Origin of the sequence: Paracoccus yibinensis, from assembly GCF_030846195.1 — a bacterium.
GTDB lineage: Bacteria > Pseudomonadota > Alphaproteobacteria > Rhodobacterales > Rhodobacteraceae > Paracoccus > Paracoccus yibinensis.
Window position 1 is genome coordinate 153770 of the sequence record NZ_JAVCWH010000006.1, and the last position, 21523, is coordinate 175292.

Consider the following 21523-nt stretch of genomic DNA (forward strand, 5'->3'; position numbering starts at 1 on the left):
CGGCATAATGACCCGAACGGCTGACCATCCTGCCCGCAAAGGAAGCCCGTTGAAGAAGCCCCTGCTGTTCGCGCTTCTGGCCGTCCTGGTCATCCTGTCGGCCTGGCTGCTGTCCGGCCGGGACCTGGGACCACGGACAGTGGCCGTTTTGCAGGCAGGCATCGACACGCATCCCCTTACCACCATGCTGCTGTTCTTCGTCAGCTATGTGGCGGTGACGGCCCTGTCGCTTCCGATTGCCACGCTGCTGACGCTGCTGGGGGGTGCCCTATTCGGCTTCTGGCAGGGGCTGCTGATGGCGTCCTTCGCGTCGGCCATCGGGGCGACGCTGGCCCTGCTGGCAGCACGCTACATGCTGCGGGACTGGGTGCGCGTGAAGCTGGGCGCGAGAGTCCGCACGATCCAGGCCGAACTGGACCAGGACGGCGCGTATTACCTGTTTTCCCTGCGCCTGATCCCCGTCGTGCCCTTCTTCGCGGTGAACCTGCTGATGGGCCTGACCGCGATCCGGGTGCAGACCTTCTACTGGGTCAGCCAGCTGGGGATGCTGCCCGGAACGGCGGTCTATGCAAATGCGGGGACGCAGCTTGGCCAAGTGGACGACCTGTCGGAAATCGTGGGCGCGCCCATCGTGATCTCGCTTGCGGCATTGGCGGCTTTTCCCTGGGTCGCACGGGCGGTCCTGGGCGCGGCCCGGCGACGCAGGGTCTATCGCGGATGGACCCGGCCCGCGCGGTTCGACCGCAATCTTGTGGTGATCGGCGCAGGCTCGGCCGGGCTTGTCGCGGCCTATGTCGCGGCGGCGGCCAAAGCCCGCGTCACCCTGGTCGAGGCGGGCGAGATGGGCGGCGACTGCCTGAACACCGGTTGCGTCCCCTCGAAGACGCTCATTCGCAGCGCGACGGTGGCCTGGCAGATGCGCAACGCCGCCCGCTGGGGCCTGCGCGATACCCCGCCGGCGGTGCCCTTTCGCGCGGTGATGGCGCGGGTCCATGAGGCCATCGCGCGCGTCGCGCCCCATGACAGCGTCGAACGCTATACCGGCCTTGGGGTCGAGGTGCTGCGCGGCCATGCCCGGCTGGTAGATCCCTGGACGGTGCAGGTGACGGACCCGCAGGGCGCGACACGGCGCCTGACCACGCGCGCGGTGATCGTGGCGACGGGCGCGCGTCCGACATTGCCACCGCTGCCCGGTCTGGATCTGGTCGATCCGCTGACCTCCGAAACCCTGTGGACGCGGCTGGCCGACCGGGACGAGGCCCCGCGCCGCCTTGTCGTGCTGGGCGGCGGCCCCGTCGGCTGCGAACTGGCCCAAGCCTTCGCGCGGCTTGGATCGACCGTCACCCAGATCGAGGCCGCCCCCCGTTTGTTGCAGCGCGAGGACTCCGAGGTGTCCGACCTGGTCGCCGCGGCCTTGCGGGACGACGGCGTCACCGTGCTGACCGGCCACCGCGCCCTGGCCTGCGGCCAGGACGGCGACCGCTGGATCGACGTCGCCGGTGACGACACCACCACGCGCATCGCCTTTGACCAGATCATCGTGGCGGTGGGCCGCAGCGCCCGCCTGCAAGGCTTCGGCCTTGAAGACCTGGGCATCGCCACCGGCTGCACCATCGAGGTCAACGACTTCCTGGAAACCCGCTTTCCGAACATCCTTGCGGCCGGGGACGTGGCCGGGCCGTTCCAGTTCACCCATTTCGCCGCGGACCAGGCCTGGTTTGCCAGCGTGAACGCGCTGTTCGGCGGTCTTGCACGCATGAAGGCCAGCGACCGGATCGTCCCCTGGGCGATCTTCACGGACCCCGAGGTGGCCCGCGTCGGCCTGTCGGAAGCCGAAGCGCGCCAGCAGGGCATTGCCGTCGAGGTGACGCGCCTGGATCTGGCAGGCCTGGACCGGGCGGTCACAGACGGTGCGACGCGGGGCTTCGTCAAGGTGCTGACGCCTCCGGGGCGCGACCGCATCCTGGGGGTGACCGTGGTGGGGCATCACGCAGGCGACACCATCGCGGAATTCGTGCTGGCGATGCGCCACGGGCTTGGCCTTGGGAAGATCCTCTCCACGATCCACATCTATCCGACCTGGTCAGAAGCTGCCAAATCCACCTCCGGCGCATGGCGCCGCGCCCACATGAACCCTCGCGTCCTTTCCCTGCTGGAACGTTTCCACGGCTGGAGGCGCGGATGATTGACGCCCGCATCCTGCCCCTGCAGCGCGCCGCCCTGCGGCCCGTGGCGCGCATCCTGGCCGGCCGGGGCATCCGCGCCGACGCGGTCAGCATCGCGGGCTTTGCTGCGGGCCTTCTGGCCGTTCCTGCCTTGGCCCTTGGCCATTTCTGGGCGGCCCTGGCGCTGATTGGACTGAACCGCCTCCTGGACGGTCTGGACGGAGAGATCGCGCGGCTGACCCGACCGACCGACCGGGGGGCGTTCCTGGACATCTCGCTGGATTTCGTCTTCTACGCGCTGATCCCGGTCGGCTTCGCGCTGCATGACCCGGGGGCGAATGCCCTATCGGCCGCCGTCCTGATCGCGGCTTTCGTGGGCACCGGGTCGTCCTTCCTTGCCTTCGCGTCGATCGCTGCCAAGCGCGGGCAGACGGCGCGGGCCTTTCCGCAAAAGGGCATCTATTACCTGGGCGGCCTGACAGAAGGCTTTGAAACCCTGGTCGTCTTCCTGCTGATGTGCCTGGTTCCGGCGTGGTTTCCAACGCTGGCCTGGGCCTTTGCCGCGGCCTGCGCGCTTACCACCGTGCTTCGCTGGCGCATGGGCTGGATCGCCTTCTCCGACCTCGACAACGCCTCGCAACCAGGAAACAGATAACGGGGTTTCCCGCCCTTTTTGTTTTCGACAAGTTAGAAGTAACCGTCATAGAAACCCTGTCCGACACCTCCTGCTGGAGTGGAGTGACAAGCACGGGCTGTCCAGCCTTTCCGGTCCTTCAGGTGCCACAGCAGGCCTGCAATGTGACGCCTTGCCATTCCGCCAGTGCCATCGTGTCCCCCAATGAGATGATCTTGAGATAGTTCTTCTGCGGCAGATAACGGGCAAGCGGCTGTCCCCGATGCAGCGCGATCAGATTGCGCGCAAGAACAGGCGCCTGCCGGACGGCAAAGACCCCGGCCTTCGGACGTGGCGCATCCGTCATGGCGGCGCAGTCACCGACCGCTAACAGGAACGGATGCCCGTCGACCTGGAGGCTTGGTCCGACGCGCAGGAAACCGTCTGGATCGACAGGCAGATCATGGCGCACCCGGTCATGTGCCGGGATCCGGCGATGCCGATGGTCAGGTCACTTGGAACGTGCTGCCCGTCCGCCAGAGCCACCGCCCTGCCCGTTACCTACGTTATGGTCGCCCTCGTCAGGACCGCCACGCCCGCCCGCGCCAAGGCGTACTGTCTCTATTGGGGGAGTGTCTTTTTTGTTGGCGCTATGCTGAAGAGGAAAGCGCCCGACGCCTGGAAAGCTCAGCCAATCCCCGGCTGGGTCTAGCGCAGGCGGTCCGGGCCCGACAGACGTGGGTCCCATCGGGCGAGGTGGCGGTAGGTGCAACCCTCCTCGTCAGCCTGGGCCAATGCCGCCCGGGCCATGTCGCGGTGGCCCAAGGCGAGTTGCACAGCGGCAACGAACGATGGGACAGGGCCGAGATCCCCTTGTTTGGCCAGGCGATCGAGCGTCGCACGGGCCTCATCGGGGCGCCCCGCGCGCGCCAACGCATCGGCGAGGACGACCGATAGGCTCGAGGCACCCTCCGACAGCTCCTCGGTGGCCCGGCCATGTGCCAAGGCCTCCTCATGGAGGCCCAGCCAACTTGCCACCTCGGTGAAGACGGCGTGGACGGTCGTCGTCAGCGGCAGGATCGGTGTCGCCTCGCGGAGGAGGGTCAGGGCCTCCTGCGTGCGGCGGGCGCAGAAGAGCACGTGCCCGAAGGCTCCTCCGACCAGGCCGGGGTTCATCGGGCTCAGGCGCAGGCCCTCCTCCATGTCGGCCACGGCCTCGTCGAAGCGCCCGAGGCCGCCCAGCGCCCAGCCCCGATAGAACCGGATGATCCAGCCTTCGGGCTCGTGCTGGACGGCCTCGTTGAGAAGCGCGACCCCGTTGACCTCCCCCTCGACGACCGTTCGCACGAAGCCCAGGACCGCCTTCGCGCCGGCGGCCTCCGGGAAGCGCTCGAGGGTATCGGACGCAACCGCCGCGGCGCGCGCCCCCGCGTGCCGTGGCAGCTCGTAGCGGCGCATCGCGCAGGTGACGTGCAGGTCCGCCATCGCGGTCAGGGCCGGAAGGTAGTTGGGATCCACCTCAATGGCCTTGCCCAGCCGCTCCCTCGCCATTGAGACCTCGATCCGGCTGCGCCGCCCAATCAGCTGCTGGGCTTGGAGCAACAGCTCCTCGGCCTGCCGGAACGGGGTTTGCCGGATCGGCTGAAGGACGCCGGTAGGCTCTACCGCGTAATGCTTCACGGGCAGGACGAGGCGATAGCCGCGGCGGTGGAACGTCTCGATCACGGGCTCGGGCGTGAGGCGGGCCAACTGGGCGCGCAGCATGGACATGCAGCGGGTCAGGCTTTCCGGCCCGACGGGCTCGTCGCCCCACACGCGATCAAGGAGCAGATGCACGGGCACGATGGCGCCCGAGGCCTCGACGAGGCAGGCGAGCATCCGGGTTTCCTTGGGCGGCAGGCGCACGACCCCGCCCTTGTGGCGAAGAAGGCCGTTCGTCAGGGTGAAGTCCCCGAACACGGCAACCGTTCCAAACGGCGGAGGGCCGTCGCCCTCTTCGACCGAGCCCTTCCCTTCGCGGGCCAAACCACGTGCGGCCATGTCGAGTCCCTCCGAGGGCCAACCCTGTGGGACGCGCTGGAAGGGCGTGCAATTCCGATGCCCATCGACGTCTCGGGCAGGCTCTTGAAAGGAACTTAGGTGGTCAGGCGGAATGGCTCAACAATCCATTTCGAATCTATCGGCAATAACTCGGCCGCCGACCGTAAGGGTTCCGTAAGGTCTTGCTCCGGCATCCTTGGCAGAATGCCTCCATCAGCCGAGGAGACATCCTGATGGACAGGCACGATGAAACGTCTTTCTGGACGCGCCGGGACGTGATGGGCGGAGCCGCCGCCCTGGCGGCTCTCGCCGTTCTTCCCACGACGGCAATGGCGGCGACATCGCCCTCCGCGCCTTCCGGCGAGGACCTGTGCTTCACGTCCGCGACGGCATTGGCCGAAATGATCCGCGCCAAGTCCCTTTCGCCAGTGGAGTTGATGGACGCCGTGCTCGCGCGGACCGAGCGGATCAATCCGATCCTGCGGTCCTTCCTTCATGTCGATCCCGACGGGGCCCGCGCGGCGGCCCGGGAAGCCGAGGCCGCGGTGATGCGGGGCGACAGCCTCGGGCCGCTGCACGGGATCCCGGTCAGCATCAAGGATTCGCACAACGTCAAGGGGATGCCCACGACCAACGGGAGCCTCATCACCGGCGGCAGTCCTGCCATGCAGGATGTCGAACTCGTGGCCAACACGCGGGCGGCGGGCGGGATCGTCTTCGCCAAGTCGAACCTCCCGGCACTCGCGCACATCGACGTCACCGAGAACCTGCTGGGGCCGCCCTGCCAAAATCCGTGGAAGCTGGGCTGCAACACCGGCGGATCGAGCGGCGGTGCCGGCGCGGCCTGTGCGGCGGGACTGGGGCCGTTGCACCACGGCACCGACGGCGGCGGCTCCATCCGCATCCCGGCCGATCGGTGCGGGGTCTTCGGGCTGAAGCCGTCGGTGGGCCGGATCGGGCACCGCGGAGCTCTCGGGGCCGCGATCGGGACCGGTCATGACGGCCCGATGACGCGAACCGTGGCCGATGCCGCGCTGCTGCTGAATGTCTGGGCCGGGCCTCTCGACGCCGATTACCTGTCCATTCCCACGCCGCCCGAGGACTATGTCGCGGCCGTCGCGGCCTGGGAGTCCGCCCTGAAGGGCAAGCGCGTCGGCGTCACGTTCGACTATGGCTGGGTCAAGGCCATCGACCCGGAAGTTCGGCAACTCGTGGGAGCGGCGGCGCAACGGTTTGCCGAACTCGGCTGCCGGGTCGAGGAGGTCAATCCCTCCTGGCCGAATCCCCTGCGGGCATTCGAGGCGCTGTGGTACACGACCGCGGCGGGCAAGCGCGCGCTGTTCGACGGGCACGAGGCCTGGCTGGACGAAAGCCTCCGCCTGATGATGGAGGAGGGCGCGCAGATCTCCGGCGTCGAGCTTGCCCAGGCGGTCGAGACCAAGGACAAGATGTTCCAGTTGGCGCAGGCCTTCTTCGCCGACCACGACCTGCTTCTGTCGCCGGTCTGCGCCGTTCCGGCCTGGGCCACCGGGCAGGACGTGCCGATGATCGATGGGGTGGACGCCTCCTACATCGGAACCCGCCTTCCAACCTTCGCCCGCATGCCCTTTACGCCGACCTTCAACCTGACGGGCCATCCCGCAGCAAGCGTGCCCTGCGGCTTCACGGCAGACGGCGTGCCGGTCGGCCTCCAGATCGTCGGCCCGAGACATGCCGACGCCCTGGTCCTGCAAGCCGCCGCCGGCTTCGAGGCGATCCAGCCATGGGCCGACAGGCGTCCGCCGATCGCCTGACCGCATTCGTCCGGCGCGCGCGCCGCGCGCCGGGAACAGATCAACCATCTCTGGTGAGGTTCGACATGCTCCACAAATTCTCGGCCGAGTTCTTCGGCACCTTCTGGTTGGTCTTCGGCGGTTGCGGCAGCGCCGTGCTTGCCGCGGGCTTCCCCGACCTGGGGATCGGCTTCGTAGGAGTCTCGCTGGCCTTCGGGCTGACCGTGATGACCATGGCCTATGCGGTGGGCCAGATCTCCGGCGGGCACTTCAACCCTGCCGTCACCTTGGGCCTCGCAGTGGCGGGCCGCATCTCCTGGTCGGACCTGCCGGGCTACTGGGCCGCGCAGGTGACCGGGGGACTCGTCGGCGCCATCGTGCTCTACGTGATCGCCTCGGGGGCCCCCGGCTGGACGCCGGGCGGCTTCGCCTCCAACGGCTATGGCACACTGTCGCCGGGGTCCTACGGCCTGGTCTCGGCGTTTCTGGTCGAGGTCGTGCTGACCGCAGCCTTCCTGATCATCATCCTGGGCGCAACCTCGGCGCGCGCGCCCCTGGGCTTCGCCCCGATCGCGATTGGCCTCGGGCTCACGCTCATCCACCTCATCTCCATTCCGGTCACCAACACCTCGGTGACGCCGCGAGCGATCCACGGCCGTGGCCTTTTTCGCGTCGACCGGGGCGGTGGGGCAGCTATGGATGTTCTGGGTGGCGCCGCTCCTGGGGGCGGCGGCGGGCGCGGCGATCTGGAACGCGCTGCTGTCGGACCGGCACCTGGACACCGTGGGGCCGCGGGCCGCCACGCCGCGCCAGCCGGCGGAGTGAGGCCCGGCCTCACCGGAACGGGACGCCCAGCCGCGGGACAGGTGGCCGGGCCATCGACCAAGGCGCCTCGACGGAGGCGCGCAATGACCCTGCAAGCGGGTCGCGACGACATCAACGGGAGAATGACCACATGAGACGGAGAGAGTTTCTCGCGACCCTGGCGGCGGCGACGGCCATCCCGGGGCTGGGGGCCTGGGCTCAAGGCGCGGCCGAGGGCTCGGCCGCCATCTATCACGGCGGCGACATCCTGACGATGGCGGGGGACAACCCTGCCTATGTCGAGGCCGTGCTCGTGCAGGATGCCCGGATCGCCGCGACCGGCTCCCTGGCGGAGGTGAGAGCGGCTGCACCGGCTTTCGCGGTCGAGGTGGACCTTGGCGGTCGAACCATGCTGCCGGGCTTCATCGACGCCCATGGGCACCTGCCGAACTATGTGACGTCCTGGGGCCAGCCCAACCTGAGCCCCCCGCCAGTGGGAAAGGTGTCGAACATCGCCACCCTCCTGGACCAGCTTCGCAAGGCGCTCGCCCGCGAGACGCTCAAGCCCGGCGCCGCCCTCATCGGCTCGGGCTACGACGACAGCCTGCTCGCCGAGGGACGTCACCCGACGCGTGCCGAGCTCGACTCGGTCTCGGCGGAGGTTCCGATCATCGCGCGCCACGCCTCGGGGCACCTCATGGTCGTCAATTCGGCGGCGCTGGCCCTGGCCGGGATCACCAGGGACACGCCGGACCCGGACGGTGGCGTCATGCGCCGCGACACGGCCGGAGAGCTGACGGGGGTCGTGGAAGAGAACGCCATGCTGCCCTTCCTCAACATGCTGGCGCGGCCCAGCCACGAGGACTGGGTGGCGCGCCTGGACGAGATCCAGACCATGTACGCGGGCTACGGCCTGACCACGGCGGCGGACCACCTGAGCAGGCCCGACACGCTGGCCGAGATCCGGCGCGTCAACGCCGAGGGCGTGCTGCGCCTCGACCTGATCTCCTACGTGCTCTACGTCGACTTCGACAAGGTGCTCGACGGCGAGCAGACGCTGTCGGGGATCGAGTATTTCGCTCCGGGTTCGGCGCTGTCGAACATGGGGCGCCCCACGCCGCCTGACCCGCTGCCCGCCGAGGTGAGCCTGAAGGACCCGGCCACGGGTCGTCTGCCGGTCGGCGTCTATGTGGGCCACAGCAAGATCGCGGGGATCAAGATCGCGCTCGACGGCTCGCCGCAGGGCAAGACCGCCTACCTGTCGGAGCCTTACCTCATCCCTCCCGAGGGATCCCCGGCCGACTACCGGGGCTATCCCACGCTCACGCAGGAACGGCTGGACGCCTGGATGGACGCGGCCTTCCGCAACAAGGTCCAGCTCGTCATCCATTGCAATGGGGACGCCGCGAGCGCGATGATGATCGACTCCGTGCGCAAGGCGCGCGCGACCTACGGGGACCTCGACCTGCGGCCCGTCATGATCCACAGCCAGACTGCCCGGCCCGACCAGCTCGCCGAGATGAAGGAGCTCGGCATCATTCCCAGCTTCTTCTCGGCCCATACGTTCTACTGGGGCGACTGGCACCGCGACTCGGTCCTGGGGCCCGAGCGCGCGGCGCGGATCAGCGCCATGGCCACGGCGGACCGGCTCGGCCTCAAGGCCACCAACCACACCGACAGCCCGATCGTGCCGCCGGACATGATGTTCCTGGTCTGGACGGCGGTGAACCGGGTGACGCGAAGCGGACAGGTTCTGGGCCCGGAGGAGCGGGTCTCTCCTTATGTCGCCCTCAAGGCCATCACCGACCACGCGGCCTGGCAGTACTTCGAGGAGGGCCGAAAGGGCACGATCGAGCCAGGCAAGGTTGCGGATCTCGTCATCCTCGACCGCAATCCGTTGAAGGTCGATCCCATGGAGATCAAGGACATCCGTGTCGAGCAGACGCTGAAGGACGGCGAGACGGTGTTCTCGGCGGCGAGCGAGCAGGGCTGGCTGGAGGGGTCCGACGCGCCGATGCAGCACGCCCATCTGGACCCCCCGGCTGACGAGGGCCACGGCGCCCTGCTACGGGAGGCCCGGGCGATGCGGGCACTGGACCAGTTGGCGTCCAACTAGCGGGACAGCTTGCCGCACTCCGCATCCAAGAGTGTCGAGCCCCCTGGGCCGACCGTCAGCAGGAGCCGTGATGCGCCCCATTGTGGCCTGCGGAGGTCCCCAAAGGGGCTCCAATGCGGAGCGGCCGGATCTGGGGGGTCAGCCGGTCGCATCGTCCGGGCCGGGCGGGAAGATGTGCACGGCCTCTCGCCAGTCCTGGACAAGGTGGCGCTGCGCTTCGCCGGAGGGCCGAGGCAGGTCGCCGACCGCCGTCCCGGCGGGGCCTTGCCGTGGCCTCCGGGGATGTCGAGGACATAGGTCGGCTGGCACAGGCCCGAGAGGCGGTCCCGAAGCGCGCCGCAGGGGGCAAGGTTGGGGGGCTTCACCCTCGCCTCCACGAGGGCGCGCAGGAGCGCCTCCACCGCTGGACGAGCCAGTTGAAGGCATCTAGCTTCGCGGATGACGCCGCGCTGCTGTCGCCATCTGGCGCCCTGGCCGTCGACATCCTCAGGCGGGACCCGGGCGGACCAGGCATGGCTGGCCGATTTCACCTACCCTGCAACTGTCCATCCGACAGGGGCCTTGCCGAACCTTTGCGCCGCATCGACTGGACCTTGGTTCGATCCAAAAGGAAACGCGCAGTGCTCTAATGCAAGGGTGTTTAGCGGCCATGGGGCCGGTCAATGAAGAGGACACGTTCATGCGACTGCAAACATCATTCCGGCACCGTCCGGCAAGATCGCAATTGATGGTGCTGCTGCTGGCCGGGGCGGCGATCGCCGCGCCTGTTACGATCGACTTGGCGCCCGGCAAGGCACCGACGCTGTCGCCTGCCTTTGCCCAGGCTCGGGGCGGCGACGACGGCGGTGGCCATGATGGCGGCGGCGGCCGGGGCGGCAGCGATAACGGAGGAGGCGGCGACCGAGGGGGCGACGATGGCGGCGGACGCGGTCGCGGAGGTGATGACGGCAGCGGCCACGGCGGCGGTCATGGCCGGGGCGGCGATGACAACGGCGGGCGGGGACGTGGTGGCGACGACGGTCCCGGCGATGACAACGGCGGACGTGGGCGGGGCAGCGATGACGGTCCCGGCGATGACCACGGCGGACGTGGCCGCGGTGCGGACGACCGCGGGAAGGACGACCATGGCCGCCGGTCCGCGGGTCGTGGCGGATCGGTCGGCACCCCCCCTGACGCAACTCCTGCGCGCTATGAACGCTCGGACCGGGGCATCGAGGTGACCTATTCCGACGGCTGGCGCGAGGAGTTGGAGAACGGCCGGTACGAACTGAAGGATGCGCAAAACCGCACGGTGGTCGAGCGTCCTGCCACCCGACAGGACTATGACCGCCTTGGTGCCATCGTTCGCTGAGCAGCGGCGCGAACGATGGACGGTGGGGCGATGGCGTCAGCCGTCGCCCCATCTGCGCTGTGCCAGGATCGCCGCTTCGGTGCGGTTGCGCAGGTGCAGCTTCTGCAGGATCTGGGTCATGTGGTGCTTGATGGTGCGTTCCTGCAGGTCCAGCCGACGCGCAACCTCCTTGTTCGACAGACCCGCCGAGACAAGGCGCAGGATCTCCTCCTCGCGCGCTGTCAGCGTTGAAAGCGGATCGGGCGGGGTTGCCTGCGGCTTGTGCATCCGGGTCAGCATCCGCGCCGCCAAGGCGGGGGCGACATGGCTTTCGCCAGCCATCAGGCGCTCGAGGATCGCGACAAGTTCGGTTCCGCCGATCCCCTTGAGAAGATAGCCCCTGGCCCCCCCCTCGAGCGCGGCAAAGACGGCTTCGCTGTCTTCCGATACGGTCAGCATGACGGCCACGGGCGCAGGTTCAAGCCGCGCAATCCGTTCCAAAGCCCACAATCCGCCCTGCGGCATCGATAGGTCCAGAAGCACTAGATCCGGCGCCAGACGCGCGGCCTGCTCGACCGCTTCGGCGCCCGACGCGGCTGTGCCCGCCACCTCGAACAAGGGGCTTTCCGCCAGGGTCCGCGCGACGCCTTCGCGAAACAGCGGGTGGTCGTCGGCCACCAGAACCCGGTGCCTTGTCATATCTCCACCTCCATCCACAGTTCCGTCCTTCCGTTCTTGCGTTCAAGGCCGAAATGTCCGCCCAGGGCCTCGACCCGGTCGCGAAGGCCGCTGAGTCCAAGGCCGGGCGCACTGTCGGACGCCAATCCCGGCCCGGTATCCTGCACGACCAGCCTCAGGCTGGACGGCCCTCGGGACAGAACCACCGCCAGATCCGCACCGGGGGCGTGGCGGGCGGCGTTGTTCAAGCCTTCCTGGGTGAACCGGAACAGGCAGACCTGCAGTGCAGGACTCATGGGCACTGCACCGCCCTGATCGAGCGTCAGGTCCACTGCCTGCCCATGGCGGGCCTGGTGCGCCGCGACCGCAAGCTGGACGATCTGCGGGGCCGACATGTCGGCGATGTCGGGCAGCACCAGCCCGCGCGAGATGGAGCGGATTTCCGACATGGCTTGTGTCAGGGCATCGCGCAACTCGTCCAGTTCTGGCGCCGGCGGTTCGATCGCGCGGCCCAGGGCATCCACGCGCAGGCTGGCATAGGCCAGGTACTGGGCCGGGCCGTCATGAAGATCCGCGCCGATGCGACGCAAGCCCTGCTCGGCCGTGATTGCCGCACGGGCCGCGGCCTCCTGCACGCGCCGACGCAATGCTCCGTTGTGCGACGAAAGCCTGTGCAGGTCTGCCAACTGACGGTCTAGATCGCGACGCTGCGCCTCGATGGTTCGGCTGCCACCATAGACGATGGCGTAGAGCAGCAATCCAAGCGCCAGTCCCGCCCCCCCGACCCCGAGCAGCGCCTTGTTCCGCGCCGCCACAAGATCGGCCTTCAAGGCCGGGTCGGCGACATAGACCTCGGCCACTGCGATGATCTCGCCGGTCCAGTCGGCGCGGATCGGGCTGTATATCTCCAGAAGCGGCAGCCCGAGCGCATGTTCGGCCTCGTCCTCCTCCTCGGCATCGTCCTCGAATGTCGCGGCGATCTGGCCGGCCCATGCCTGCCGCAACTCGTCCGACGGCGGGAAGGTCTTTCCGATCAGGTCGGCGTCCGAGGCTTCGATGACCAGCCCTCCAGGCCGCCATATCTTGTAGGACAGGACACGGTCGCCCATCGAGGTGGCGGGCAGCACCTCCTGCAACGCGCGCCGGATGGCAGGAGAGGGAGCCTCGTCGCCGATATAGCCCTCGACCAGCGGATGCAGAAAGCTCTCCATGTAGAAGGCTGCGGCGGTTGCCGTGTTGCGGACGACGACCCGCTGGATCTGCTGGACGATCAGGCCACCCGCCAGAAGCGAAAAGACCAGCAGGACCACCCCGCCCGCCAGCCCGAAGCGGGTGGCGAGCGATGCCCTGTTCCATGCCGTGCAAACCAGTTCCTGTCCTCGCATGAGCCATCATTCCCCGGGAGCATGGTCGGGGAAACTGGACTGAAGTCCAGTCGGATCCCGATGCAGGACGCGAAACACGGCCCGGCAGACCTCTCGCGCGGGGTGCCGGCGGCATGGAGGCGACATCGTTGCGCGGCCGGAACTCATGGAAGAGGCGGCCACATCCTTCAGGGAAGGACGCCACCCTGCCCTAGATCACCGGCCCTGCCGCCTGGGCGGGCGCGGGCCGGGACGCCGGATTCAACACGGCCAGTTCCGTCCTGTTACGCACCTCGAGCTTGCGGAAGATCGTGGTCATGTAGTGCTTCACGGTCTTTTCGCTGATGTCCAGATGCTTGGCGATGTCCTTGTTGCAGCAGCCCTGACGGACAAGCCTGACGATCTCGGCCTCGCGCCTGCTCAGGCAGTCATCGGCACGGACCGAAGGACGGCTCAGGTCGGACAGCATGCGCGCAGCCAGTTCGGGCGAGACATAGCGTTCGGAACGATGCACGCGCCGGATGATGTCCTTCAGGTCGGAACCTCGGATGCCCTTCAGGATGTAACCGCTGACGCCGTGACGCAGCGCCTCCATGACATCGCCGCTGTCTTCCGAAGCAGTCAGGACGATCACCCTGGTCTGGAACTGCATTCTGGCCATTTCCTCGAGCGCGACAAGGCCCAGCCCGGGAATGCTGAGGTCGAGCAGCAGAATGTCCGGGGCAAGCGTTCTGACAAGTTCGACAGCCTCGGCGGCCGTGGCACCTTCGCCCACCACGGTGATGTCTTCGGCAGAGGCGCCGATGGCATGAATGATCCCCTCCCGCACAAGGGGATGATCATCGACGACGGCGACCCTTATCGGATGGAGCATTGGACACCTCAGACATCTGTTGGGAAATAGCCGGTCAAGGTGACGCCCTTGCCCGGAACGCTGTCGACGGAAAGACTTCCGCCAAGGCTGATGATGCGATTGCGCAGGCCTGTCAGCCCCAGTTGCTGCATGTCGTTGCTGACGGCATGGGGCTGCATGCCCGGACCTTCGTCGCTTATGGTCACGACCACGAACCCCCCTTCCCCGCGAACGGTGACGGACTGCCCCTTGCCGCCCGCGTGCTTGTAGGCATTGTTCAGCCCCTCTTGCACCATCCGGCAGATCGCCAGCTTCACGGGATTGCTGACTTCGTTCAGGTCCGGCTCGATCATGCAGTCAACGGTGGTCGATGTGCGGTGCCGGTGCTTCAGGATGACCAGACCGATCGCATCGGTCAATCCCTTCTCCATCATGTGGGGAAGCGACAGTCCCGACACCATGGCCCGCACTTCGCCCATGGCCTCCTCCAGCATTTCGCGCAGAATGACATAGTCGCGGCTTCTGGCCTGATCCCCAGGGAAAAGCTGGTCCAGCTTCAAAAGGGAAATCGTCAGCAGCTGGCCGATTCCGTCATGAAGATCGGCCCCGATCCGGCGAAGATGAAGCTCCGCATTCTCGGCGCTGAGCGAGGAGGCCTTCTGGATACGAAGCCGCAAGGCCTTGTTGTGCTCAAGAAGCTGCGTCAGCCTTTCGACCTTCTCCTTCAGTTCCGCCCTCTGGCGGTCGATCACGTTGTCGCCCTGTGCGACGATCGGGTAAATGCCCAGGGCAACCACGGCAAGGACCACCGCATCGATCATCCATGTCAGCCGCCGGGTCCCCTGGAACGTCGCCAGAAGCGATGTCCTGTCATAGTAAAGTTCGGCGACGGCAAGAACGGGACCATCGGCATGTCGGCGAAGCGGGACATAGACCTCGAGCGTCTTCTGACCCGGATAGTTCCCATGATCGCCCGATCCGTTCTCGAATTCGACGGCCACCGTGCCGCCGACCGCCTTGGCCAGACCCTCGGTCACGGGAAACTGTCTCGAGATCAGACTTGGGTCGGTATCAAAAAGAATTCGACCGTCCGTGGTCCAGATCTTGGCGGCGATCAGGTTCAAGTCCTCGGCCAAGGCATCGATTTCCTGACCGATCGCCTGTGTCGTCGCCGCCGAGAAGCTGTCGCTGCGTTCCAGTTCAGAAAGATAATCCGCGAAAAAATACCTGAAATAGACACTGTTGCGGTTGCCGATATCTTCCTTGACCGCCGCTTCGACTCGAAACAGTGTCCACTGCCCCATCAGCCCGATGCTCGGCATCAAAAGAACTGCACATAATACATAGAATTGTCGGGAAAGACTTAGTGACGACCACCAGAGGACTGCACTGGAACTGCCCATAAATCGACCAACATTCACTTACGAACTTCTGACTGGGACAATAAGACAAGCGCAGCTCAACGCCAAATCAAAAAATATAGTCAAAAAGGCGGCTTAAGACGAAAAAATCGTACCATTTGCTTTATATTAATTTCTCTTGCAAGTTGCAAAGAAGGATTTCTTTTCTTTTAACAGGAGATTCAGCATATTTCGGCAGAAGCCAATTACTTAATAATGTCAGCGCATTGGAAGAATAGACCGTTTTTCACCTGTCGTTTCGGCCCAGTGGATTAGGACCAAAGTCTGCAGCTTCCCGGGCCTCCAGTCGTCATTGTCACGCGACCTTGATGATTTCTAACCTTCTCGCCAGGGAAGAACACTTCATCAACATCACGGAAAAATACGGTCCGAAACGACCGTCCAGATGGTGCTTTCGGGCGCCATGGGCTTGCGCCTGATGACGGAATGACCGGTCCCTGCTGCTGTCCTGAAGTGCTTTCCAACTCGGTTCAGGGAAGGAAAAGCCATGTCAACGAGTTTCCATGTCAATGTTCACGACCTTCAGTTCATCCTGAAGCAGATCAAGGTTGCCGAGCTTCATTCCGGGGGCATGACGACGGTCGAGGCCATCCAGCAGGTTTATGACGTGTCCGCCCAGGACGCCGCCCTGATGCCTGCCGGTCTTCGGACAGTCGATGGCCGCGACAACAATCTGCTGCCGGGGCAAAACGACCTGGGAGCGAGCGAAACCCCGTTTCCGCGCCTGACCGATCCCGTCTATGGCAACGATCAGGACGACAGCATCGAGATGGGCGGGCCGGGTGGCCCGGTCTTGACGAATACCGATTACAGCCAGCCCGGCAGTGTCGTCGATGCGGATCCGCGCATCATCTCGAACCTGATCGTGGACCAGACGGCCGGCAACCCGGCGGCGGTCTATGCGGCGCTGAAGCTCCTGGGCATCACCGGGACCGCAGCCACCGATGCCGTGAACGAGATCACCGAGGCCCATGCAGCGACCGTCGGCCATACAACGCTGGAAGGCTATCAACAGGCCCAGGCGCACCTCGAAGAAGTATTGAGCAGTCACAAGCTGGAAATCGGACCAGAAGGGGGCATCCGCATCGAGAACGTCTCGCCGGATATCGGCCTGACGCCCTCGTTCAACAACCTGTTCACCATCTTCGGCCAGTTCTTCGACCACGGGCTGGATCTGGTCACCAAGGGCGGCAACGGGACGGTGTACATCCCGCTTCAGGACGACGACCCGCTGATCGCGGGCGCCGACAAGGTGATTGGTACCGAGGATGACCTGCCAACCCATCTTCGGTTCATGGCGCTGACCCGCGCCACGCCGGACGGCACGTCGCATACCAACATGACCACGTCCTTCGTGGACCAGAACCAGACCTACACATCGCACGCCTCGCATCAGGTGTTCCTGCGCGAACAGGTGCGGCTGAACCTGGATCTGAATGGCGACGGTGTCGACGACGGATTCAAGGCCTATTCCACCGGGCGGCTTCTGGACGGTGCCCTGCATGGCACCATCGGCACCTGGGCGGATGTCAAGAAACAGGCTCTGGACGTCCTGGGCATCCGGCTGGAGGACCATGACGTCCATCGTGTGCCGGAGCTGCTGACAGACCCGTACGGCAACCTGATCCTGGGGCCGAACGGCTATGCCCAGATGGTCATGAAGCCGCTGACCCCCGGCGGGGCCGTCTGGTATAAGGAAGGCACCTTCGACGGCATCACGACCGAGGGCAGCGTGGCGGCAGGCCCGGCCTTCCTGGACGACATCGCGCATCACGCGGCGCCGGGCAGCTATGATTCCGACGGAGACCATCGTCCCGACACGCCGCAGCGCCCGGATGACGATGATACCCTGGGCGATGACGGCGACCCGGAGACCTATGACGACGAGATGCTGGATTCGCACTTCATCACCGGCGACGGCCGGGGGAACGAGAATTTCGGCCTGTCCGCTGTCCATTCGGTGTTCCACGCCGAACACAACCGCATCGTCGAGGAAAACAAGCACACCATCCTGGAAAGCGGCGACCTGGAATTCATCAACGAATGGCTGCTGGTGGACATCGACACGCTTCCCACCCCGGACCAGATCGCCGACCTGCAATGGGACGGCGCCCGGATGTTCCAGGCGGCCCGCTTCTCGACCGAGATGCAATATCAGCACATGGTGTTCGAGGAATTCGCCCGGCGCATCCAACCCGCCGTCGATCCCTTCGTGTTCACCAACACCGCCGACATCGATCCCTCGATCGTGGCGGAATTCGCCCACGCGATCTATCGCTTCGGCCATTCGATGCTGACCGACACGGTGGACCGGATCGACAACGACCTGAACCCGATCAACGGCCCGGACGGCGAACAGTTCTCGCTGATCGAGGCGTTCCTGAACCCGCAGGCCTACATGGGGACGGCGGACAACTTCAACGACATCCAGGGCGCCATCCTGCGCGGCCTGTCCGAGGACGTGGGCTCCGAGATCGATGAATTCATCGTCCCGGCGCTTCGCAGCAACCTTCTGGGGCTGCCGCTGGATCTGGCGGCACTGAACATGGCCCGGGCGCGCGAAACCGGCGTCCCGTCGCTGAACCAGACACGCGATCAACTCTACAACGACTTCGGCGTCGCGGACCTGAAACCCTATGAAAGCTGGAGCGATTTTGCCCAGAATCTCAAGAACCCGGTGTCGCTGATCAACTTCGTGGCGGCCTATGGCACGCACGAAACGATCACCGATGCCGCCACGATGGAGGCCAAGCGCGCCGCGGCCACCCTGCTGGTGCTGGGCGGCACTGGGGCGCCATCGGATCGGCTGGACTTCCTGAACGCAACCGGCGCCTATGCCGGGTCGGCGTCAGCGGCCAATGGCCGGGGCGGGCTGAACGCGGTCGATCTGTGGATCGGCGGACTGGCGGAAAAGCTGAACGAATTCGGCGGGATGCTGGGTTCGACGTTCAACTTCATCTTCGAATACCAGATGGAGCAGCTTCAGAACGGCGACCGGTTCTATTACCTGTCGCGCGTTCAGGGCCTGAACCTTCTGGACGCGCTGGAAGCCAACAGCTTCGCCGACATCATCATGCGCAATTCGTCCATGGGCGACAAATATGCGCCGCACATGTACGGCCACGCCTTCCTGACGCCCGACATGATCCTGGAACTGGATCGCGCCATCGCGCAGCGCGACTACAACGGCAGCGGAACGGAAGGCAAGGACCCGATCTGGGACGATCCGTTGCTGCAGAACATCGACCCCAAGGTCATTCGCCACTACAACGGTGCGACCACCGTAGAGGAGGGAGGCAAGACGCATGATGTCGGCGGCACCCTGATCTTCCGGGGCGGCGAACATGTGGTGCTTGGCGGGACCGAAGGCAACGACACCCTCAGGGGCGATCTGGGCATCGACGCCCTGTGGGGCGACGGCGGCAACGACTATCTCAACGCCGGGCAGGAATCCGACCAGGTCTTCGGCGGCGACGGCGACGACATTATTGAGGATCCCTTCGGCGACAACTTCCTGCGCGGCGAACGCGGCAATGACGTGGTCTCGGCGGCGCGCGGCATCAACCTCCTGTTCGGCGGGCAGGGCAAGGACGCCCTCATGATCGGCCAGGATGGCTCCGAGGCCTTCGGCGGCGAGGGCAACGACTTCATCCTTGGCGGCTCGGGTGCGGACAACCTTCTGGGCAACGAGGGCGACGACTGGATCGAAGGCGGCGAGGGCTTCGACGTCATTTCGGGCGACAACTCCGAATTGTTCTTCAACTCGACCATCATCGGCCATGACGTGGCCTGGGGACAGGGCAACGACCAGGACTATGACCTTGAATCGGGTGACGACATCGCCTTTTCGGGGATCGGCGTGCAGCGGTTCGAAGGCATGTTCGGCTTCGACTGGGCGATCGCGAAATACGACGTGGCAGGCGTGAACTGGGATGCCACCATCCCGATCTTCACCTCGGTTCCTGCCGACATCCTGCGCGACCGCTTCGACCTGATGGAAGGCTTCTCGGGGTGGAAGTTCAACGATACGATCCGGGGCGACAACCGGGGAACCGCCGCCGGTGACCTGGATCCCGGCCTGGACTTCGGCGAACATGTCCTGGACGCGGCGGGTCTTGCCCGGATTGCCGGCATGACCGCGTGGTTCGGAGGGTTGCGCAGTACGCTGGCGGAACTCAGCCCCGATGTCTACACCGATGCCGACGTGATGTTCCGGGACGGCAACATGCTGCTGGGCGGCGCCGGATCGGACCTGATCCAGGGCCGGGGCGGGTTCGATGTGATCGACGGCGATGCCTGGCTCAATGTGCGAATCAAGATTGAAATCAAGGACCCTGTGACCGGTGAAGTCGTCGCGGTGTATTCGGCGGAATCGCTGAACAGCTCGACCGCAGCGGGCGGCGCGTTCGCCGGCAAGGTCTGGCAGACGGACAGCGCGGGCATTCCGCAGTTCCACCTGCCCCCGGCGTTCGGGGGACGGTCGCTGCAGTCGCTGCTGCTGGACCGCACGATCAAGCCTGGCGACATGTCCATTGTCCGTGAACTGCTTCACGACCAGGCGACGGATGCGTTGGACAGGGCGGTGTTCAGCGGTAACCAGACCGACTATGTCATCGAGGGCCGGGGCCAGCGGATCGACTTCAACGAAGACGGCGACCTGAACGACGCGGGTGAAAACATCATCCAGTCGGCCTATGACGTGAACGGAGACGGCTTCATCTCGGTCACCGACACGCTGACGACCCGGGGGGTGTTGTTCGACGACACCGACTTCCTGAAGAATATCGAGCTGCTGCAGTTCGCGGACGGGACCATCGACCTGAGGACTCCGATCGGTGTGTTGCTTCGGGCGGACCTGTCCCTGCGGCCATTGGCCTTGCCTGCCGCCACGGCCCTGCCCGGCAACGGCGCGACCATCGGCCAGCTGACCAGCGACACGGGCGAAGGCGAATTCACGCTTCAGGCGGGCAGCAGTCCGCTGGTCGCCGTCAACCTGGATGGGCTCATGACGCTGAATGGCGCCCTGGGCCAGGGCCAGACCCATACGATCAATCTGCGCTTCACCGCACCGGGGGGTGCGTTCCAGAACGAAACCATGGTGCTTCGTTCGGGCACCACCGGATCCAACGCCATCCTTGGCGGAAACCTCGACGACATCGTCTATGCACATTCGGGCAATGACAGCGTTACCGGGGGCGACGGCGACGACGTTCTGTATGGGCAGGCAGGCGCCGACACCCTGGTCGGCGGTGCGGGTGCCGATATTCTGGTCGGGGGTGCCGCCAACGACACCATCCAGGGCGGGGACGGCGCCGACCTGATCCGCTTTGCCTGGGGCGACGGCACCGACGCGGTCGATGGCGGGGCGGGCGTCGACGTCATCCGCTATGACGGAAACGCCGCAGCCAACGCGGTCACCGTCAACTGGAACGGGTCGTCCCTGGTGTCGATGACCGGGATTGCCAGCATCGCAGGCGTTGAAAGCATTCTGCTGGATCTTGGCGACGGCACAGACACGCTCAGCTATGGCTCCAGCGCGGGAGGCGTGGTGGTGAACCTGAACACCGGCTCCGCGTCGGGCTTCACCTCGGTTCTTGGAGTCGATAACGTCACAGGCGGCAATGGTGCCGACAACCTGACCGGCAACAGCGAGGCCAATGCGCTGTCGGGCGGCGCAGGAACGGATATGCTTGTCGCAACGGTCGATGACTTCCGCGATGTCTATAACGGCGGCGCCGGGGTCGATACGATCGACTACAGCGCCTATGGCACGGGCCTGACGATCGATCTTGCCCTGGTAACCGCCACCGTTTCCGGCAGCGGCTCGACAGCTCTCACGTCGGACACGGTCACGGCGGTCGACAACATCATCGGAGGCACGGGCAACGATACCTTCTTCGGCAGCAATGCCGTCAACAGTCTTTCCGGTGGCGACGGCAGCGACACGATCAGCGGCAACGGCGGCAACGACCTTCTGTTCGGCGGTGCCGGAAATGATGTGCTGATCGGCGGGACGGGTGTTGACCAACTGACGGGGGACGATGGCGATGACGTCTTTGTCTTCGCCACTGCGGCCGCGACCACCGTGACTGCCAGCGACACCATCCTGGAATTCGAAGGTGGCGGCGATACCGGAGGCGACCTGATCGACGTCAGGGGTCTTGCCGCCCTGCCCTTCACCTTCATCGGGACAGGGGCGTTCGCTCCGGGATCGACGAACCAGGTCCGCTATACCTTCGATGGGACAGACACCTTCGTGTGGATCGACACCGACACCGACACGGCCGCAGAGGCCCGCATCCGCATCACGGGCCAGGTAGAGCTTATCGCGAGCGACTTCCTGTTCTGAACGCCTTCTGCCTGTCTT

Annotated in this window: 12 protein-coding genes and 1 pseudogene; 7 read left to right on the plus strand and 6 right to left on the minus strand. The window is 65.8% G+C overall.

Going from position 1 to position 21523, the window contains the following annotated elements; all coding sequences use genetic code 11:
• Positions 1 to 49: 49 nt before the first annotated feature.
• Both RAH32_RS14360 and RAH32_RS14365 read left to right on the plus strand, forming a co-directional pair.
• Positions 50 to 2185: a dihydrolipoyl dehydrogenase family protein gene (locus RAH32_RS14360; protein ID WP_306608631.1), complete on the plus strand. Its 2136-nt coding sequence runs from the start codon at positions 50 to 52 to the stop codon at positions 2183 to 2185.
• Positions 2182 to 2820: a CDP-alcohol phosphatidyltransferase family protein gene (locus RAH32_RS14365; RefSeq protein ID WP_306608632.1), complete on the plus strand. Its 639-nt coding sequence runs from the start codon at positions 2182 to 2184 to the stop codon at positions 2818 to 2820. Before RAH32_RS14360 ends, RAH32_RS14365 begins: the two co-directional genes overlap by 4 nt.
• Before the next feature lie 118 nt (positions 2821 to 2938).
• Here the strand turns inward: RAH32_RS14365 and RAH32_RS14370 are convergent, their stop codons facing one another.
• Both RAH32_RS14370 and RAH32_RS14375 read right to left on the minus strand, forming a co-directional pair.
• On the minus strand, positions 2939 to 3250 hold the full coding sequence (locus RAH32_RS14370; RefSeq protein ID WP_306608633.1) for an NAD(P)/FAD-dependent oxidoreductase: 312 nt from the start codon (positions 3248 to 3250) through the stop codon (positions 2939 to 2941).
• Between the two features lie 236 nt (positions 3251 to 3486).
• Positions 3487 to 4818 (minus strand): tetratricopeptide repeat protein, encoded by a 1332-nt coding sequence (locus tag RAH32_RS14375; RefSeq protein ID WP_306608634.1) that lies wholly within the window; start codon positions 4816 to 4818, stop codon positions 3487 to 3489.
• A 233-nt stretch (positions 4819 to 5051) separates the two neighbouring features.
• Between RAH32_RS14375 and RAH32_RS14380 the strand changes: the two genes are divergently transcribed.
• The 4 genes and pseudogenes from RAH32_RS14380 (at position 5052) to RAH32_RS14395 (ending at position 10861) form a co-directional block, all read left to right on the plus strand.
• Positions 5052 to 6611: an amidase gene (locus RAH32_RS14380; protein ID WP_306608635.1), complete on the plus strand. Its 1560-nt coding sequence runs from the start codon at positions 5052 to 5054 to the stop codon at positions 6609 to 6611.
• A 65-nt stretch (positions 6612 to 6676) separates the two neighbouring features.
• Positions 6677 to 7415, plus strand: a pseudogene (gene aqpZ / locus RAH32_RS14385) (aquaporin Z).
• Between the two features lie 130 nt (positions 7416 to 7545).
• Complete coding sequence (locus tag RAH32_RS14390; protein ID WP_306608636.1) at positions 7546 to 9510, plus strand: amidohydrolase; 1965 nt, start codon at positions 7546 to 7548, stop codon at positions 9508 to 9510.
• A 679-nt stretch (positions 9511 to 10189) separates the two neighbouring features.
• Positions 10190 to 10861 carry a hypothetical protein gene (locus tag RAH32_RS14395; RefSeq protein WP_306608637.1) on the plus strand — a complete coding sequence of 224 codons (672 nt, stop codon included), beginning with the start codon at positions 10190 to 10192 and terminating at the stop codon, positions 10859 to 10861.
• Positions 10862 to 10897: 36 nt separating this feature from the next.
• Here RAH32_RS14395 and RAH32_RS14400 read toward each other — a convergent pair whose 3' ends face one another.
• The 4 genes from RAH32_RS14400 to RAH32_RS14415 form a co-directional block, all read right to left on the minus strand.
• A complete protein-coding gene (locus RAH32_RS14400) occupies positions 10898 to 11539 on the minus strand; it encodes a response regulator (RefSeq protein WP_306608638.1) in 642 nt (213 codons plus the stop codon).
• A complete protein-coding gene (locus RAH32_RS14405; protein ID WP_306608639.1) occupies positions 11536 to 12903 on the minus strand; it encodes a sensor histidine kinase in 1368 nt (455 codons plus the stop codon). The genes RAH32_RS14400 and RAH32_RS14405 overlap by 4 nt, the downstream gene beginning before the upstream one ends.
• A 190-nt stretch (positions 12904 to 13093) precedes the next feature.
• On the minus strand, positions 13094 to 13756 hold the full coding sequence (locus RAH32_RS14410) for a response regulator (RefSeq protein ID WP_306608640.1): 663 nt from the start codon (positions 13754 to 13756) through the stop codon (positions 13094 to 13096).
• 8 nt (positions 13757 to 13764) lie between these two features.
• Complete coding sequence (locus tag RAH32_RS14415) at positions 13765 to 15039, minus strand: sensor histidine kinase (RefSeq protein WP_306608641.1); 1275 nt, start codon at positions 15037 to 15039, stop codon at positions 13765 to 13767.
• Positions 15040 to 15643: 604 nt separating this feature from the next.
• Between RAH32_RS14415 and RAH32_RS14420 the strand changes: the two genes are divergently transcribed.
• Positions 15644 to 21505, plus strand: a complete 5862-nt coding sequence (locus tag RAH32_RS14420) for a peroxidase family protein (RefSeq protein WP_306608642.1) — start codon at positions 15644 to 15646, stop codon at positions 21503 to 21505.
• Positions 21506 to 21523 lie beyond the last annotated feature (18 nt).